Source organism: Sedimentibacter acidaminivorans (assembly GCF_017873955.1).
In the GTDB taxonomy this organism is placed as follows: domain Bacteria; phylum Bacillota; class Clostridia; order Tissierellales; family Sedimentibacteraceae; genus Sedimentibacter; species Sedimentibacter acidaminivorans.
In genome coordinates, this window is sequence record NZ_JAGGKS010000005.1 from 147,356 (window position 1) to 166,672 (window position 19,317).

Annotated in this window: 13 protein-coding genes; 12 read left to right on the forward strand and 1 reads right to left on the reverse strand. The window is 29.5% G+C overall.

Translation table 11 applies throughout. From position 1 onward, the window contains the following. Position 1: 1 nt before the first annotated feature. The gene (gene addB / locus J2Z76_RS09560) at positions 2-3,406 is read left to right on the forward strand and encodes a helicase-exonuclease AddAB subunit AddB (RefSeq protein WP_209511819.1); all 3,405 of its coding nucleotides are present in this window, start codon (positions 2-4) and stop codon (positions 3,404-3,406) included. Continuing rightward, on the forward strand, positions 3,393-7,001 hold the full coding sequence (addA, locus tag J2Z76_RS09565; protein WP_209511820.1) for a helicase-exonuclease AddAB subunit AddA: 3,609 nt from the start codon (positions 3,393-3,395) through the stop codon (positions 6,999-7,001). Before addB ends, addA begins: the two co-directional genes overlap by 14 nt. 108 nt (positions 7,002-7,109) lie before the next feature. On the opposite strand, the gene J2Z76_RS09570 is transcribed toward addA, so the two are convergent. Beyond that, entirely contained in the window at positions 7,110-7,715 is a 606-nt protein-coding gene (locus tag J2Z76_RS09570) for a hypothetical protein (RefSeq protein WP_209511821.1), read from the reverse strand. 416 nt (positions 7,716-8,131) lie between these two features. Here J2Z76_RS09570 and J2Z76_RS09575 point away from each other — a divergent pair, with 416 nt between their 5' ends. The 10 genes from J2Z76_RS09575 (at position 8,132) to J2Z76_RS09620 (ending at position 19,259) form a co-directional block, all read left to right on the forward strand. Then, positions 8,132-8,449 carry a hypothetical protein gene (locus tag J2Z76_RS09575; protein WP_209511822.1) on the forward strand — a complete coding sequence of 106 codons (318 nt, stop codon included), beginning with the start codon at positions 8,132-8,134 and terminating at the stop codon, positions 8,447-8,449. 452 nt (positions 8,450-8,901) lie between these two features. Beyond that, positions 8,902-10,128: a DUF3798 domain-containing protein gene (locus tag J2Z76_RS09580; RefSeq protein WP_209511823.1), complete on the forward strand. Its 1,227-nt coding sequence runs from the start codon at positions 8,902-8,904 to the stop codon at positions 10,126-10,128. A 129-nt stretch (positions 10,129-10,257) separates the two neighbouring features. Beyond that, positions 10,258-11,856 carry a sugar ABC transporter ATP-binding protein gene (locus J2Z76_RS09585; protein WP_245210400.1) on the forward strand — a complete coding sequence of 533 codons (1,599 nt, stop codon included), beginning with the start codon at positions 10,258-10,260 and terminating at the stop codon, positions 11,854-11,856. Beyond that, the gene (locus J2Z76_RS09590) at positions 11,857-12,921 is read left to right on the forward strand and encodes an ABC transporter permease subunit (protein ID WP_209511824.1); all 1,065 of its coding nucleotides are present in this window, start codon (positions 11,857-11,859) and stop codon (positions 12,919-12,921) included. Next, positions 12,921-14,207 (forward strand): ABC transporter permease subunit, encoded by a 1,287-nt coding sequence (locus tag J2Z76_RS09595; RefSeq protein WP_209511825.1) that lies wholly within the window; start codon positions 12,921-12,923, stop codon positions 14,205-14,207. The genes J2Z76_RS09590 and J2Z76_RS09595 overlap by 1 nt, the downstream gene beginning before the upstream one ends. Positions 14,208-14,430: 223 nt before the next feature. After that, positions 14,431-15,096, forward strand: a complete 666-nt coding sequence (locus J2Z76_RS09600) for a GntR family transcriptional regulator (RefSeq protein WP_209511826.1) — start codon at positions 14,431-14,433, stop codon at positions 15,094-15,096. A 126-nt stretch (positions 15,097-15,222) separates the two neighbouring features. Beyond that, positions 15,223-16,455, forward strand: a complete 1,233-nt coding sequence (locus J2Z76_RS09605) for a nickel pincer cofactor-dependent isomerase, group 22 (protein WP_209511827.1) — start codon at positions 15,223-15,225, stop codon at positions 16,453-16,455. A 126-nt stretch (positions 16,456-16,581) separates the two neighbouring features. Next, positions 16,582-17,787, forward strand: coding sequence for an aconitase X (locus J2Z76_RS09610; protein ID WP_209511828.1), 1,206 nt, complete (start codon positions 16,582-16,584; stop codon positions 17,785-17,787). Continuing rightward, positions 17,788-18,198, forward strand: coding sequence for an aconitase X swivel domain-containing protein (locus tag J2Z76_RS09615; protein ID WP_209511829.1), 411 nt, complete (start codon positions 17,788-17,790; stop codon positions 18,196-18,198). Positions 18,199-18,221: 23 nt separating this feature from the next. Further along, positions 18,222-19,259: a TRAP transporter substrate-binding protein gene (locus J2Z76_RS09620; RefSeq protein WP_209511830.1), complete on the forward strand. Its 1,038-nt coding sequence runs from the start codon at positions 18,222-18,224 to the stop codon at positions 19,257-19,259. The last annotated feature ends 58 nt before the right edge of the window (positions 19,260-19,317 follow it).

Sequence of the window (19,317 nt, forward strand, 5' to 3'; positions counted from 1 at the left end):
TTTGGGGCTTAAAATAATCGCAGGTCGAGGAAAAACTGGTAAATCCACATATATTTACGATGAGATCAATTCTTATATTAAAAAACAAATTGGTAGAAATTTAATATTGATTGTTCCTGAACAAATGACATATCAGACTGAATATGAAATTATAGATAGATTTAATAACTATGGTATTATGGATGTAGAAATACTTAGTTTTAAACGTCTTGCTTATAAAGTGTTTGAGGAAGTTGGGGGTTTAAAGGTTCAGGAAATAAATAATTACGGTAAAATTATGCTTTTGAAACAAACATTTGAAGAAAATATAAATGAACTTCAGATGTTCAAAAAAGCATCTAAACAGGATGGCTTCTTAAGAGAATTTGAGCATCTTATTAAAGAATTAAAACAAAATTGCATTAGTATCGAATTTATTAAAAATATTAATAAATATAAAATAGAGAATGAATTATTAAAAAGAAAGTTAGCTGACATTATAAAAATATACGATGAAATTAACTGTAAAACAGAGGGCCGGTTCTATGATGAAGAAGATAAAATGGATTTGTTTATTTCTTCAATAGAAAAATCAAGTTACATTAAAAATTCAGTAATTTGGATTGACGGCTTTGATAGTTTTTACGGTCAAAGATATAAAGTGATTAATAATCTTATAAAATATTCAAATGACGTTTCTATTTCGTTAAATATAGATGTTAAATGCTTAAATGGATTAGAAAATTTTGAAGATTGGGAATCATTTAAAACTACTTATGATACGTATAAGATTATTACCGAGGAAATAGAAGAAGTAAAGGTAATACCTATTTATGGATGCAAAAATGCAAGTTATGAAATTCAATTTTTAGAAAAAAATTTATTTACAGTTAATGAAGAAAAATTTATAGAAAAAACTGATAATATAAAAATTTATTCATCTATGAATCCATATACAGAAACGGAAAAAACTGCATCTAAAATTGTATCACTTGTACGGGATTATGGCTATAGGTGGAGAGATATTTCAATAGCTGTCGGAGATATAGATAGTTACAGCAACAATATAAAAAAAGTTTTTACTCAATATGAAATACCTTATTTTTTAGACGCTAAAAGAGATATTATGGACAATCCATTTACTAAATATGTATTGTCCATTCTTGACATGTTCATATGGAACTTTAAGCATGACAATGTTTTTGAATATCTAAAAACTGGATTTTCACCAATAAACTATAATGAAATGAGTAAATTAGAAAATTTTGCTCTTCAATATGGAATAGAAGGTGGTAAATGGTTTAGAGATTTTAAATTTAAAGCAAAAAATATTGGTTATTATAATGAGTTGAGGAGAAAAACATCTGAGGATTTTATTAAAGAAAGAAAAGAGTTTAAAGAACTATCTAATGCTTTGGATATAACTATGTTTCTTTTTGCTTTTATAAAAAAACATAAAATTCAAGAAAAAATAGAAAAACAAGTTGAGGTATTTAAAAAAACAGGTTTGTACGAAAAGTCTAGTGAGCATGCTCAAGTTTGGAATTCTGTTATTGAATTATTCGATCAAATAACATTAGTGGGTTCAGATGTAGAAATGACACCAAAAGAATATAGAAAAATGATTGAAGCTGGTTTTAGAGAAGTAAAAATAAGTGTAATTCCACCTACCTTAGATAAAGTTGCAATTGGTGGAATGGACAGGATTTCTTTTAGAAAATCAAAGGCATTGTTTATAATTGGTGCAAATGAGGGGAAATTAGAATCAAAGAGCAATGAAAAAGGTCTTTTGTTAGACGATGAAAGAGATGTTCTAGTACAATCGGGAATGAAACTAATAAGTAGTTCAAGTTTTGCAACGTATAAAGAAAAACATACATTATACAGAGTGTTTTCGAGTCCAACGGATAAGTTATATATAAGTTATGCACTTGGTACAGTTGAAGGAAGACCTATGCAAGTTTCTACGTATGTAGATAGATTGAAACAATTATTTCCAATGGTTAAAGAAGAGACGGATTTAAGCAACATAGATGAAATTAATTATATTTCAAATGCGACAGGAACAATAGAGCAAGTTGTATTAAAACTTAGGGACTATATGGAAGGTCGTGTTATCGATGACATCTGGAAAGATGTATATTCTTGGTATGAAAAAAATCATAATGATGTTTTTGATGTAATTACAAATGGCATAATTTATGATAATAAGGTAGATAAAATTCAAAAGGAATATGTAGAAAAAATATATAAAAATCCAGTATCTATGACTGTATCTAAAATAGAGAATTTTGCAGAATGTCCATTTAAATATTTTATGGAAACAGTTGTAAAGCCTAAGCCTAGATATGTTCAAAAGGTAGAGTTCTATGATTTAGGGAACATCTATCATAGAGCTGTAGAAGAATTTACAAATGAAATTTCTATAAAAAAAATTGATATAAATAATTTAGATAAAGCAGATATTTTAAATTTGTCTCAGATGTGTACTGAAAAAGTACTTTTAGAAAAAGAACAAGAAAATACTGCACTTGAAGCTAATGAACGCAATAAATATATGAAAAATAAAATTAAGAGGCTAGTAAATAGGGCATCATATACAATTATTGAACAATTGAAAAGAGGTAATTTCAGACCTGAATTCACTGAGCTAAAAATAGGAAGTTCTAGTAGTTCAAATTATATTGCTCCTGTTGAAATAAAAATATCTGATGAATATAGTATTTATTTGCAGGGAAGAATAGACAGAGTAGACACAATGGAAAAAAATGACAAGTCATACATTAATATAATTGATTATAAATCATCACAAAAAGATATAGATTTATCGGATGCAGTCCAGGGACTTCAACTACAACTTTTGGTGTATTTGTCGTCTGTTATGAAAAATGGTGAAAATATTATAAAAACAAAGCCTGAAATAGGCGGAGCATATTATTTTTGTATAGATGATCCTTTAGTTGATGGGGACAATCTATCAGGGAAATGTGCTGAAGATGAAATTTTCAAAAAGTTATCTTTGAAAGGTTATGTACTAGAAGAACTAGATGTTATTTACAATATGGACAACCAATTAGAAGATGCTAAAACTTCGGATATAATTCCTGTAGCTTTTAATAAAGATGGCAATATAAAAAAGACTTCAAAAACGCTAAGCAAGGAAGAATACAGAGCGGTTCTTAATAAAACTGATGAAGTCACAAAAGGGATTAGTAAAAAAATATTAGATGGTGAAATAGACATTAAACCTTATAAAAAAGATTTAGGTAACAAAACACCTTGCACATACTGCGATTATAGTGCTGTATGTCAATTTGATGTGTCTATTCATGGAAATAACTATAGAAAAATTACAAAACAATCAAAAGAAGAAATATTATTCGATATGTTAAATAAAGGTGGTGATTCAAGTAATGGAATGGACTAAAGAGCAAAAAAAAATAATTGAACTGAAAAATTCAAACATACTTGTTTCAGCTGCTGCAGGTTCAGGAAAAACAGCAGTTTTGGTTGAAAGAATTATTAATCTTGTAATTAATGAAAATGAAGATATAGATAAATTTCTCATAGTTACATTTACTAATGCTGCTGCAAATGGGATGAAGCAAAAAATACAAAAATCTTTGATAAAATCAATTAAGTCAGGTGAAAAGAATAAATTACATTTAAAAAAACAATTAAACCTCTTAAATAAAGCGAATATATCTACTATACATGCTTTTTGTATAGATATTGTTAGGAAAAACTTTCACATAATTGGAATTGACCCAAATTTTCGAATAGGAGACCCTAATGAAATAGATATATTACTACAAGAATCTTTGGATGAGGTATTAGAAAGAGCTTATACTGAAAAATCTGAAAGTTTTATAAAATTGGTTGAAGGATTTACAAAAAACAGGGGAGATTCCGAGCTTTGTGAAATAATTAAAGATATGTATCATTTTACACTAAGTTTCCCTAATCCTTTGGATTGGTTAAAAGAGTCTGTAGATATGCTTAAGGTAGACTATAAGGAACTAGAAAGTTCATTATGGATGAAAGCTGTTAGGGAAAATGCATCAATGCTTTTAGATGGTGCAATGGAATCTCTAAAACAGGCGAAAGAGTTAAGTGAAGAATCAGATGGGCCACTTCCTTATGTAGATGCCCTGACGGAAGATTTATATAATGTTGAGAATCTAAATAGTTTCTTGAATAATGATTTTGAGAGGTTCGTTCATAGCGTTCATTGTATTAATCATCCTAGATTAGGACAATTAAGAGGAAAAAACAAGGAAAATTGCAGTGAAGAAAAACAATTAGAGGTGAAATACCTAAGAGATGAATATAAAAAACTAATTGATTCTATAAAGAAACTTATTCCAAATAAAACACTGGAGGAATTTACTGAAGAAATAAATTACATGTATTTTCCTATGGCATCATTATATGATATTGTAGTTAATTTAAGTGAAACATTTAAGATGAAAAAGATGGAAAAAGCAATAGCTGATTTTAGTGATGTTGAGCATTATGCGTTGGAGATTTTAAAAAATAAGGAAATTGGAGCAACTTATAGAAAAAAATATAATTATATTTTTATAGATGAATACCAAGATAGCAATGGATTGCAAGAAACATTAATAGAACAAATAAAAAGAGAAAACAATGTGTTTATGGTGGGTGATGTTAAACAGAGCATATATAGGTTTAGATTAGCAGACCCAAGTCTTTTTATTAAAAAATATATGATGTATCAAAAAAATAATGAAGCATTAGAAACCTTAAATGAAATAAATGTAAGAGTTGATTTAATGAAAAATTTCAGAAGTAGAAAAGAAATTTTAGATGGAACTAATTATGTGTTTAAAAAAATTATGTCTGAAAAAATAGGAGAAATAGAATATACAGAAGAAAGTTTTCTAAACTCTGGTACAGAATTTAATATAAGCGATGAAAGTTATATTGAATTAGATATAATAGATAAAAATACTGAAGATGATGAAGATTTAGATGATGATATTAAGTCGATGAAAACTGCCGAAATTGAAGCTAAATTTGTTGTGAAAAAAATTAAAGAACTAGTTAAACAACAAACGTATATACCACAAAGTAAAGAGTTTAGAATGATTGAATACAAGGACATAGTCATTCTTATGAGGTCTGTTTCTAATTGGTCAGAAATATTTGAAGAAGTATTTGAAGAAGAAGGAATACCGTTTTATTTCGATGGAGGAGCAGGTTATTTTGAAACTATAGAAATAAAGATAATTATTAATTTGCTTAAAATAATAGATAATATTAGGCAGGATATACCTCTTTTAAGTGTCCTTAGGTCACCAATTGGAAAATTTACAGCGGAAGAGCTAATTAAAATAAGAATTATGAGTCCAAAACTTAACTATATAGAAGCAGTATATGCATATAAAAATAAAGGAAATGATTATTTATCAGATAAGTTGCAAAATTTTATTGAAAAGGTAGAATCATGGAAGAAAAAGAGTAGGTATATGCATTTGAATGATTTCATATGGGAAATACTAATGGAAACAGGCTATTATTATTTTTCAGGTGTTCTTCCAAAGGGTAATATAAGGCAAGCCAATTTAAGATTGTTAACTGATAAGGCATTTGAGTTTGAAAAAACATCTATGAGAGGATTGTTTAATTTTTTAAGATATATTGAAAAATTAAATGTATCATCTGGAAATGTAAGTACAGCTAAAACGCTTGGAGAAAATGATAATGTAGTAAGACTTATGTCTGTTCATAAAAGTAAGGGTCTTGAATTTCCTGTAGTTTTAATTTGTGGGCTAAATAAAAAATTTAATAGGGTAGATATTGCTAAAAACATACTTAAACATAAAACATATGGTATTGCTCCTAAGTATATTAATCCTGATGAAAGAATATATAAAGAAACATTTCCAAGGTTGGCTCTTAAAAATGTAGTAAAAGTTGAAAATCTCTCTGAGGAAATGAGGGTTTTATACGTTGCTATGACAAGAGCGGTTGACAAGTTGATACTAATAGGAACTGTGAATAAAATTGAGTCAAAGGCTAAGAGGTGGAAAAAGGGGTCTACCCAGTACAATATATATACGAGTGAAACTTTTATGGATTGGATTTGCTCAAGTTTATATAAGCATAGAGATTTCAAAGAAATAAAGCAAATTTTTGGAGATAATGATTGTAGGTTTGAAATAAATGATTTGTCATCAAAGTGGAAAGTAAATAGATTGACAATGTCGGATATTAATTACGAAGATTCTGCAAAAACAAATGATAGAATAAAAATTATAAATGAGATATTAGAATTTAAAAATAAAATTAACAGCCCGTATAATGAGGCAATACAAGAACGTTTAAATTGGAGATATGAGTATGTTAAATCTGTTAATGTACCTTCTAAGTTATCTGTAACAGATTTAAAAATGTTGGAGGATAATGAATTTGAACATGTGCAATATAAAATTCCTCTGCTTAAAGATATTCCTGCATTTAAAGAAAATGATGTAGAGTTTACAAAAGCCGAAATCGGTACTATAGTCCATTTTGTTATGCAGCATTTAGATTTGAATCTTGATTTATCATATGATAATATTCAAAATCAAATAAATGAAATGATAAAGAAAAAATTGTTGACAGAAAAAGAGGCAAATGTAGTTGAAGTTAATAAAATAGTTCAATTTTTCAACATAGATATTGGAAGAAGAATGAAAATATCTCCTACTGTGAAAAGAGAAGTTCCATTTGTAATAAAAAAGAAAGCTGATGAAATAATTACCTCGTTAGATAAAGATGATATAATTTTGATTCAAGGAATCATAGATTGTTATTTTTATGAAGGAGAGAAAGTTGTTATTATAGACTATAAAACTGATGATATATCACAAATGGGATTAAAAGTAATTAAAGAAAAGTATAAACCTCAAATATTATCATATAAAGAAGCCGTTGAAAAAATAACAAATAGAAAAGTTAAATCTTGCTATTTGTACTTATTTGATATAGGTGAAGCAATAGAAATAAAAGAATAACAGAATAACAGCATGGAGTAAGATAACCCTGATTGACTATATGGGTAATTGGAGATCGGTTAAAAAAATGTAAGAGGAGGGCGAGTGCCATCCTCTTGTTTTAGTTCGTCAGGAATATCTTCTCTTGCGGTTACGGGGTTTAATTTCTAAAGGCGTGGTATTATCATTAATATTTTCTGACGACTTTTTTGATTCGTTTAAAATCTCTTGTGAAGCAATTGGTTCAATAGGAGAATTTTTTTCTTTTGTATCTTGGATATTTTCAGTTTTTGTACTATCGTTGCTATGTATGGAGTTGTTTTCATCTTGAGATATATTATCTGAATTTGACGAGCTATTTGACATAATATTATTCATTAATGGCATAAAAGTCTCAAATAAACTACCTATATCCATATCGCTATTTTCACCTTTGTCATCTTCGCTACCTGGAGATTTATTATCATTATTGTTTTGAAGTTGGTTTGACATGGCTGAAATCATATCATTTAAATTTAAATTTAAGTTCCCATTCCTAATCATTGGAGCTATTAAATCCTTGGATACAGCCGATATTATTTTATCCATGTTGTTAGCTATAAGTGGTTGTGTTATCATTTTTCCTATAGGAAGATTCCCACTTGATACTAATGCAGTCACCTTTTCCATTGGAGTTTTTGCACTCAATGATTGTATTGGAGAGTAATTTTGTGCTCTATTTAAAAATGCGTACATTCCAAGCAATGTGCTTGCTTTTTCAAATAATGGTAAGTATGTATTGACCTTAGAAACTGTTTGAACTGATGTTAGAGGAGCAGCTGTTCTAACTAAGCCAATAATTGTTTCTATTCTGCTAGGATCAGATAATAAACCTGAAGTAAATGTTTTAGTAACTCCAGATAATTTTGTTGTAATTCCAGAAAATTTGTTGCTTCCTAGAATGTATCTTCCTGCAATTAGATATAAAAATATTGTAATTGGTATAATATCACCTTCTCAAAATAAACAAACATTTCAATATTACATTTTATGCTTTAACGATGATTGTGTTACAGAATAAAAAAAACATATTAAAAATATAGTTGTAATATATGCATTGTAATAGCATATTATTTAAAGACACAATGTATTAGGAAATAAGGAGGTTATTAATGTCAAATATATTTAAAAACTTTGATGATGACAATATAAAAGACATAACTAATAGCGAGCAATTTAAAAAGGTCGTAAATGATAAAAATGTTAAAAATTTTGTAGACAATGAACAATTTGTTCAGTTTAAAGAAAAGTATAAGAACAGATCAGATGATGAGATATTAAAAGATGCAAAAGAATATGGGAATAAACTTAAAGAACAATATGGTGAACAAGAATACAATAAAAAAATTGAAGATTTAAAAAAATTTGAAATGTTTCTGAATCCAGATCAAAAGAAAAAAATGAAAAAATTTCTAGAAAATTTAAAATAATGTGTATCATTAATCTAATAATTACTGCAAAAAATCGTTTAAAGACGATTTTTTGTTTTTTAAAATTTTCGTGCTTATAATTAACTATTTAAAATAAATAACAATTTAAATTTATTCATAAAAAATCAATATTAATGCATAAAAATAAGAAATAATAGATTGTGGAGAAAAATCTTGCAAAACTTAAAAAAATCCACAAAAAAATACAAATCGCCATGTAAACGATATTTTTTTATTAAATTATCAATAAATTACATCATTGTGTATAAAATGCAAAATATTGTAATAAAATATCAATAAATAGAATCGTTTTCAAAAAAATAAAATTTCCATACAACCAAAATATGTATAAATATTTATTAGTTGACAATTTATATATATTCAGTTATAATGTACAAGTCAATGTAAGTGTTTTTAATACTTATATCAAAACTTAGGAGGGAAACTAAATTATGAAAAGGTTTTTAAGCATTTTTTTAGTACTATGCTTATTACTAAGTGTAGTAGGATGTAACAAGCCAACTGAACCTGCAACAGGTGGAGATACTCCAGCTCCTGCTGAAACTCCAGCAACGGAAACACCTGAAGTTAGTGATGTAATACCATATGATGGTAATGGAAAGGTTGCAATTGTTACCAATACTCTTTCTCAAAACGAAGAAGAGTATAGATCAGCTCAACAAATGGTTGATAAATATGGTGAAGAAAAAATACTACATGTTCTTTGGCCAGACAACTTTATGGCAGAACAAGAGCAAATGGTAAGTATAGTATCTAAAATAGCTTCTGATCCTGAAGTAAAAGCTTTGATTATTAATCAAGCAGTTCCAGGAACAAATGCAGCAGTAGACAAATTGTTGGAAAACCGTGATGATATATTTATAGTATATTGTACACCACAGGAAAACCCACCAGATGTTTCATCAAGAGCAGATTTAATATTACAGCCTGATGAATTGAAAATGGGAGATAATATTCCAGTACAGGCACAAAAACTTGGTGCTAAAACGTTTGTACACTACTCATTCCCAAGACATATGTCTCAAGTATTGCTTTCTACAAGAAGAGAGCTTATGAAGGCTAAATGTGCTGAATTAGGAATAGAATTTGTTGATGCTACAGCTCCAGATCCAACAGGTGACTCAGGTGTAACAGGAGCACAACAATTTATACTTGAAGATGTTCCTAAAATGGTAGCGCAATATGGTAAAGATACAGCATTCTTCTCAACAAACTGTTCAATGCAAATACCATTGATAAAAGCATGTGTAGATGAAGGTGCAATATATCCTCAACCTTGTTGTCCATCACCATATCATGGATTCCCAACAGCACTAGGTATTGAATCAGGAGACTATTCAGAAAATAGTTTACAACATGTAATAGATGAAACTACTAGAATACTTGATGAAAAAGGTGTTCTTGGAAGATTTTCTACATGGCCAGTTCCAGTTGCTATGATGGGAACAGTAGCATCTACAGAATATGCTATTAAATGGATGGCAGGAGAAATTGCTGATAAAGATACTCTTGATATTAAAGTTTTAGAAGAATGTATGGCTGAATACGCAGGAGTTTCAGTTGTTACAAGTCCATATGCAGAAACAGCAAATGGAGATACAGTTACATATGATAATTATAGATTAATTATAATGGATTTTTTAACTTACGGGGAGTAACATATAGATAAAAAATAAATTATTAAAATATTAAAACTGAGGAATGTTTCAGAATTTCTGTTTAGGAACTTTTGTCACATTCCTCTTTACGCATACAATTATTACAATAACTTACCAGGAGGCAATATTTTGAGTGATAACCTTCTAAACATTAAAAATGTTTCTAAAGAATATTACGGCAATAAAGTATTAAAAAATATCAACATAGAAGTTAAAAAGGGTGAAATACATGCACTTATAGGAGAAAATGGTGCAGGTAAATCTACTTTAATGAACATTCTTTTTGGAATGTCCGTTATTCATACAACAGGGGGTTATGAAGGTACAATAGAGATAGATGGCAAAGAGGTTAATATAAAAACACCACATGAAGCTATGCTCCATGGCATTGGTATGGTTCATCAGGAATTTATGTTAATTCCTGGGTTTACTATTACAGAAAATATTAAAATTAATAGAGAAATAACTAATACAAATATTATAAGTAGAATTTTTGGAAAACGATATGAAAATTTAGATTTTAAAAAGATGGATAAAGATGCAAGAAAAGCATTGGATACTTTAGATATGGGTATAGAAGAGTATTCAACAGTTGCAGGTCTTCCGGTTGGTCATATGCAGTTTATAGAAATTGCACGTGAAATTGACAAGACAGGTATAAAAATTTTAGTATTTGATGAGCCTACAGCGGTACTAGCAGAGGCTGAGGCACAAAATTTAATGAAAGCAATAAGAAAGCTCGCGAAATCAGGAATTGGAATTATTTTTATTAGTCATAGACTTGATGAAATAATTGATGTTGCAGATAAAGTAACTATATTAAGAGATGGAGAACATGTAGTTACTAAAGATATTAAGGATACAAGTGCTGTTGAAATAGCACAACTAATGGTAGGTAGAAAGGTATCTATTGATAGGAGTGAAGCAACAGCTAGAAAAAAATCTGATGAAATAATTTTAAGTATTAAAGATTTACGTGTAGCAATGCCTGGAGAAAATGTAAAGGGAATTAGTCTTGAAGTAAAAAAGGGTGAAATTCTTGGAATTGGTGGATTAGCAGGTCAAGGCAAGCTTGGTATAGCAAACGGAATAATGGGTGTATACCCTTCAAAGGGTGAAGTTATATTTAATGGTAACAAACTGACTTTAAATAATCCAATGCTTTCAATTAAATCTGGCTTGGGATTTGTAAGTGAAGATAGAAAAGGAATTGGCCTTTTATTAGATGAATCAATTGAGTTAAACATAGCATTTACAGCAATGCAAATAAATAATGGGTTTTTAACAAATTATGGTCCTTTTAAGTTAAAAAATTCCAAAGAAATAAGAAAGCACGCTTTAGAGATGATAAAGGAACTTGATATAAGGTGCACATCTCCAACTCAGGCTACAGGAAGATTAAGTGGCGGTAATCAGCAAAAGGTTTGCGTAGCAAGAGCATTAACGCAAAATCCTACATTGTTATTTGTTTCTGAACCAACAAGGGGAATTGACATTGGTGCAAAAAAGCTAGTTCTTGACGAACTTTTAAAATTAAATGAAAAGTATGGTATGACAATAATAATGACATCATCAGAACTTGCCGAGCTAAGAAGTATTTGTGATAAAATAGCTATAATATGTGAAGGAAAAGTAGAGGGTGTTCTTTCTCCACTCGCACCAGATGCTGACTTCGGATTAATGATGTCGGGTAGTCGAAAAAGAGATGTAGTAAGGAGTGATTCTTAAATGACAGGAGTAGATAGAAAAAAAAGCAGCTTAAAAGATATTGTTTCTAAAGTAGGTCTACCTACACTTATAATTGCAGGTTTTTGGATTTTAACGCTAGTTGCCGGCGCGTTTTTGGATATTTCAACAGGGACTCTAATAAGTGATACATTAAAAAGAGCTGGGATGAATGGTATACTTGTACTTGCTATGGTTCCATCTATTCAATCCGGTACTGGACCAAACTTTGCTTTACCAGTAGGGATTGTTTGTGGATTGTTTTCACTTGTAACTGCAATAGAGCTTGGCTTTACTGGAGTATCTTGGCTAGCAGTTTCGATTTTATTGTCAATACCTATTGCAACAATAGCTGGATATCTTTATGGTAAACTTCTTAATGCCGTAAAAGGCTCAGAAATGACTATAGCAACTTATACAGGGTTTTCAATAGTTGCTTTTATGTGCTTGATTTGGCTTATGATACCATATAAAAATCCTAAAATGGGATGGTTTATAGGTAATGGTCTTAGGGAAACAATACAACTTGACGGTGTTGGGGCTGCTCAATTGCTCAATAATTTTCTTAGGTTTGAAATAGGCGATTTTATTATACCTACAGGTCTTTTGTTAGTGTTTCTATTCTTTTGTTTGTTAATGTGGCTATTCACTAAATCTAAATCAGGTATAGCAATAACTGCTGGAGGAATAAGTCCTAAATTTGCGAAGGCATCTGGGCTTAATATTGATAAAAATAGAATAATTGCAAACATTCTTTCTACTGTTTTAGCGGCCATAGGAATAATAGTTTATTCACAAAGTTATGGATATGCACAGTTATATAGCGGTCCTTTGCTTATGGCTTTTGCAGCGGTAGCTGCAATATTAATTGGAGGAGCTACAGCTTCAAGGGCTAAGGTTTCTCATGTAATTATTGGAGTAATTTTATTTCAGGGTTTATTAACAACTGCACTTCCTGTTGCAAATAAAATTTTTGTTGGTTTAGATTTGTCTGAAATTATGAGAATGGTAGTTCAGAATGGGATAATCCTTTATGCTTTAACTCAAGTTAAAGGAGGAGAAAAATAATGCAGAATACAACAGGTGAAAGATTGAAAAATAAAAAAGATTCTTCTTGGATTTTAGATAATATAGTAACAATAATATTCATTGTTTTTACAGTAGTAGGATTTATTGTTTCTAAAGATGTTTCATTAAATTATTTTTTAAACGAACTTACAAGTAGGCTGTTTAGAAATGCATTTCTAGTATTATCTCTAATAATACCAGTACTTGCAGGTCTTGGACTAAACTTTGGAATAGTTATAGGTGCAATGGCAGGGCAAATGGCAATTGCAATTGTAAGATATTTTACAATTGGTGGAGTATCGGGGCTATTTCTTTGCTTTTTAATAGCTCTTCCAATAGCAGCGTTATTTGGATATTTCGCAGGTCTTTTGTATAATAAGACAAGAGGTCAGGAAATGATAGCCAGTTTAATAGTAGGGTACTTTGCAAATGGAATTTATCAGTTTCTGTTCTTGTACACGGTAGGAGCGATAATAAAAGTTAATCCTACACATCCAATGATTAACCCTAGTGGTATTGGAGTAAGAATGACTGTTGATTTATTTCCTGTTAAAGATGGTGGACTTAAATATGCATTGGACAATATTATGAAAATTCCATTTATGTGGGCAGTTTTAATAGTGTCTGTATTTATTTTGGCTATAATAGTACTTAGTAACAATAATAAAAAGAAAAAGTCAAAAAAAACACCTATGTATTTTTTAAATGTGGCTGCTTGTACTATTATGATTTTTATTAGTGTTTTTTCTATAGTTACAAACAATAGTTTGATGCAGGTAAATAAAGTTCCTGTTGTTACGGCTATTTTAATAATTGCATTATGCATATTCAACGAACTTATTATGAAAACAAAGCTTGGACAGGATTTTAGAAGTGTTGGACAAAATCAACACATAGCGGCTGTTTCAGGTATAAATGTTGACAGAACAAGAATTATTGCTACAGTAATGTCTACGGTTTTTGCTGCATGGGGACAGATTGTTTTCTTGCAAAATATGGGTACGTTGAATACATACAATGCACATACTCAAATTGGTATGTTTTCAGTAGCATCATTGCTAGTAGGTGGAGCTTCAACATCAAAAGCAAGCAATAGGCATGCTATAATAGGTGTTTTACTATTTAACTCTATGTTTATAATGTCTCCTGATATAGGTAAAGCTTTGTTTGGTAATGCACTATTAGGTGAATACTTTAGAACATTCATGGTATACGGAGTTATAGGTCTTGCTCTTGGATTATATGTATGGAAAACTAACAAAAAATCCAGAATAACATTAGAATAGCAAAACGTAAGCGATATGTATAGCTTGCAATATTAGCTTACATGCGCAAATAAAGAACATTTAGAATTATTTTAAAGATTTGAGTCAAAAAAGATTCAAATCTTTTTTTTTTTTATGAAAGTTTAATTAAATTAGAAAAGAAAATTTTATTGACATTAACAAACTCTAAATGTATTATAGATGTATACAGATATAACACAATTTAAAAGGGAGTATAATTTTAATGGAAAATGTAGTAAATAAAAAACATACAAGGAAAAATTTATCTCAGTATGCATATAAAGAGATTAGAAATAGGATTTACTTAAATCATATAAAACCTGGTGATTTAATTAAAGAAGTTGATTTATCAGAAGAATTAGGAATTAGTAGAACACCTGTTCGTGAGGCAATAAAAATGTTAGCTAGTGAGGATCTTGTTGAGGTTAGAGAAGGTGTTGGGACCTTTGTAAAAATGTTATCTTTTAAAGATATTAAGGATATATTTGAGGTTAGAAAAGCTTTGGAAGTTATTGCAGTAAAAACTGCAGTGAATAGAATTACTGAAAATGATATAGAAAAATTAGAAGAAAATTTTAAGAATATCTCAATACAACTTGAAAAGGGCAAATTAAATAAAGAAGATTTCAATGAAGTTGATATGAATGTTCATGAATTAATTTTTAATAGATGTGATAACAATTATGCAAAAGGGTTATTCGAAGAAATAAAATTAAAAATTAAGCAATATCAATATTTGTCTTATGAATCTTTAAATGATACAACCGAAAGTATATCGCAACATTTAGAAATAATTTATTTATTAAGAAATAAAGAAATAGATAAATTGGTTGTTACACTAAATAATCATATTGATTGGTCTTTAAAATGTATGTTATCATATTATTGATAGTTTTTAATAAAATATATGTTAAAAAAATTGGATGTTGACAAATTTAATTTTACATGTATAATAGATGTATACATCACATATACATCTATTATACACAACAAATGTTAAAGAGGAGGGATAAGGTTGTCAATTTTGTTAGAAGAAGATATGAATATCAAGTTACCAAAAATGTATAAGGTAAAGCAATCCTTTGATACTAAAAAGTTATTAAATGTTGAGAAAACGTTAATAGATGAAATCCATAAAGATGTTATAAAGGATAAAATTTATCCTGGACAAAAGATTGCTGTAGCAGTAGGCAGTAGAGGAATTAAAAATTTATTTTTAATTGTGAAAACGGTTGTTAGAGAATTAAAGTCTCTTGGGGCTTGCCCTTATATAGTTTCTGCAATGGGCAGTCATGGAAATGGGTCTGAAGAGGGACAAAAAGAAGTTTTAAAAAGTTATGGTATTACTAAAGAAAATTTAGGTGTTGAAGTAGTTACAATAGTAGATGTCGTTAAACTATCTCAAACAAGTAAAGGGCTAGATGTATATTTTGATAAATCGGCTTATAATGCAGATTTAGTTATTCCTATTAACAGAATTAAACTGCATACAGATTTTGTTGGAGATTTACAAAGTGGTTTATGTAAGATGTTAGTTATTGGTTTAGGCAATCAAATTGGTTGTTCTTCTATTCATGAGGAGGATCCAGATGAATTTGCCAAAATATTAGAAGAGGCAGCAAATATTATTATTGATAAAGCTACTATAGGATTTGGAGTAGCAATATTGGAAAATGCATATGATGAAACTTTGATGATTGAAACTGTTCCAAGTGAAACCATGGTTAGCAGGGAGAAAGAATTAATAAAAATAGCTAGAGACAATATGCCTACTTTGATGATACCTGATATAGATATTTTAGTAGTGGAAGAGATAGGTAAAAATATTTCAGGTGCTGGTTATGATCCAAACATTTTAGGAAAAAGTTCAGTTTTGAAAACGTTCATTCTAGATGTTCCTAAAATCAAAAGAATGATTTTACTAGATATTACCAATGAATCTCATGGTAATGCTATTGGAGTAGGAATGTTTGACATAATAACAAGAAATGTATACGAAAAGCTTGACTTAGAATCTATGTACGCTAATGCTATAGCTTGTAAGTGTATTGAAGATGTTAGAATACCTCTAGTTTCAAGCAATGAAGATGAAGCTATTAAAATTGCAATAAAAGTATGTAGAGGAATAAATAAGAAAAAGTTAAAAATTGTAAAAATCAAAAATACTTTGTCCCTAGAATATATTTATGTATCTGAATCATTAATTGATATTGTTGATAGTAATAAAAGATTATCTTTAGTTGATTAGCATAACTAAAAATCTTATTTAAGAATTATTATGTTTTTTAATTACAGTTGTTTTAAGTGGATATAAATAAATTCAAGTTTATATCTTTTAAATAAATATTATATGAGTAATTTAGGAGGAAGAAAAGTGATTTTAACACAAGAGCAACAGGACATGCTAGATGGCAAATATGGAGAAGGTACAGCTTTTGCAATGAAAATTCAAGTAGCTATTGGCGAATCTTTCGATGCAAAAAAAATGGTTCCAATAACAAGAGCTCATGTTGCATTGAGTAATCAAGAGGCAGACCTTTGGTTTGCAGAAAAATTATTAAATGCAGGAGCTAAATGTAGAATTGCTCCAACAGTAAATCCGGGTTTTTGTTTATCGTTTTTTAAAAATAAAGATATGGTCTCTAAGGAAGATGCGGATTTAATGCAAAGGACCCATGATGCATACAAGGGGTTAGGAGCAGTATTAAGCTATAATTGTACACCATATATAGATACAAATGTACCTAATTTCGGTGAAGTAGTTGCATTTTCAGAATCAAGTGCTACTCCATATGTAAATTCAGTATGGGGAGCAAGAAGTAATAGAGAAGGTGCGAATAGCGCATTGTGTGCGGCTATTACAGGTTATGTACCTGAATATGGTTTGCTGTTTGATGAGAATAGAAAAGGTGATATATTAGTAGAAGTCAAAGCTGATATGAAAACAGATTATGATTATCATATTTTGGGCATGCTTGGAAAGAAAATAGGGAATGGAATTCCTGTATTTACGGGATTGCCAAAACATATTTCTAAAGAAGCATTAAGAAATTTAGGAGCTCAATTAAATACATCTGGAGCATATGGAATGTATCATATAGTTGGTTTTACTCCTGAAGCACCAACTATTGAGGCTGCATTTGGAGGAAATGAACCAAAGAGAAAAGTAGTTATAACTAATGAAGATATGGCTGCTATTTTAGAAGAAATATCATTAGAAGGTAATAGAGAAATTGATTTTGCAATGTTTGGATGTCCACACTTCACTTTAGAAGAGGTTAAATATATTGCTGACAGAATTCAAGGACAAAAGCTTAAAAAAGAAATGTGGATATTAACATCAAGTCATGTTAAGGAAATGGCTGTAAGAATGGGATTTGATGATATAATCTCAAAATCAGGAGGTTATATTGTTCCAGATACTTGTCCTGACCAACCTTGTTGGGGTCATTTAAATGGGAAAATAGGAATAACTGAATCTCCAAAATGTGCGTACTATCCACAAAGGAGAGGAATACATTTTGTAATTAGGGATTTGGATACTTGTATTGATGCAGCTTTAACAGGGGAGGTGAAGTAAATGGATAAAAAAATATTTAGTTGTCACAAGATTTCTGAAGGTGTTGTAGAAGCAGAAGCAATAATTTCAAAAGATGATATAATGTTTTATTTAATTGAACCTGAATCAGGTAAAATTATAGAACCTGCTCATGATTTAGAAGGAAAATCAATGGCAAAAAAAATATTGATTTTTCCAAGTGGAAAAGGAAGTTCTGTTGTGCAAGCTGATGGATTATATCAATTGAATCAAAGAGGAAATGCACCAAAAGCTATGATTTTACAACATCCAGAAACAGTACTAGTATCTAGTGCAATTATCATGGAAATTCCTATGGTTGATAAAGTAGATCCTGAATTTTATGAAGTTGTAAAAAATGGTGACAGAATTAAGGTAGATGCAACTAATGGTGTAATAGAAATTTTAAATTAATTAAAAAATTGGAGGAAAATATTATGAAAAAGTATTTTAGTTTAGTTTTAGTGGTAACGTTAATATCAGTATTTTCATTTGGATGTTCTAATTCTAAAGCTGGTGAGTCAACAGATGTAGATAAGACACAGGGTAAAGAAGAAACTATTTCATTACAAGTTGGGCATGTTGAACCTGAAGATAGATCTACTCATCAAGCTTTACTAGAATTTAAAAAAGAAGTTGAAACTAAATCAAATGGTAGTATTATAATAGAAATACATCCAAATGGTGCATTAGGCGGAGATGTTCAATTAACAGAATCAGTTGCAATGGGTACATTAGATATGGCATTACCTGCTACATCAGTTTTAGTGACATATTCTCCTGAGTTTGGTATACTAGATATGCCATATCTTTTCAGCAATACTGAAAATGCATTTGCTGCTATGGATGGAGAAGTTGGAAATCATTTTAACAGCATGTTAGAAGAAGTTGGGATTAAAAACTTAGGATATTCTTTCAATGGACTTAGAAGTATTACAAATAGTGTAAGACCAATTAATGAACCAGCAGATTTAAAAGGAATGAAAGTAAGAGTAATGGAGAGCCCTGTATTTATTGATTTCTTTGAAACTTTAGGAGCTAATGCTACACCGATGAGCTTCAATGAATTGTTTACAGGTTTACAACAAGGAACAGTTGAGGCACAAGAAAATCCACCATCACTAATATATTCAAATAAATTTTATGAAGTGCAAAAATATATAAGTTTAACTGAACATGTTAATAATTTCTTAGCTTTCATCATGAATAAAGATTTGTATGACTCGCTTTCAGCAGAACAACAAACCATTATATCGGAAGCCTCTAAAAATTATGTTGATTTACAAAGAAAAATGGAACTTGATGATACAGACAAATATGTTAAATTATTAGGTACAGAAGGCGGGTTAGAAGTAAATGAAGTATCTGTTGAGAACAAGCAAAAGCTAAGAGATGCATTAGAGCCTATGTATGAAAAATATAGAAGTGAATTTGGACAAAATTTATTTGACATGGCTGAGCAATATAATAAGTAATTGGTTTTGCTAGATAATTAATCAAAATTTGCTATAGGCAATATAGAAAGAAGATGTA

What these genes read in the sequence shown, in the direction of transcription:
- addA (WP_209511820.1), top strand. Translation starts at nt 3,393, where the DNA reads ATGGAATGGACTAAAGAGCAAAAAAAAATAATTGAACTGAAAAATTCA.
- J2Z76_RS09570 (WP_209511821.1), bottom strand. Translation starts at nt 7,715, where the DNA reads ATGTACGCATTTTTAAATAGAGCACAAAATTACTCTCCAATACAATCA.
- J2Z76_RS09575 (WP_209511822.1), top strand. Translation starts at nt 8,132, where the DNA reads ATGTCAAATATATTTAAAAACTTTGATGATGACAATATAAAAGACATA.
- J2Z76_RS09580 (WP_209511823.1), top strand. Translation starts at nt 8,902, where the DNA reads ATGAAAAGGTTTTTAAGCATTTTTTTAGTACTATGCTTATTACTAAGT.
- J2Z76_RS09590 (WP_209511824.1), top strand. Translation starts at nt 11,857, where the DNA reads ATGACAGGAGTAGATAGAAAAAAAAGCAGCTTAAAAGATATTGTTTCT.
- J2Z76_RS09595 (WP_209511825.1), top strand. Translation starts at nt 12,921, where the DNA reads ATGCAGAATACAACAGGTGAAAGATTGAAAAATAAAAAAGATTCTTCT.
- J2Z76_RS09600 (WP_209511826.1), top strand. Translation starts at nt 14,431, where the DNA reads ATGGAAAATGTAGTAAATAAAAAACATACAAGGAAAAATTTATCTCAG.
- J2Z76_RS09615 (WP_209511829.1), top strand. Translation starts at nt 17,788, where the DNA reads ATGGATAAAAAAATATTTAGTTGTCACAAGATTTCTGAAGGTGTTGTA.
- J2Z76_RS09620 (WP_209511830.1), top strand. Translation starts at nt 18,222, where the DNA reads ATGAAAAAGTATTTTAGTTTAGTTTTAGTGGTAACGTTAATATCAGTA.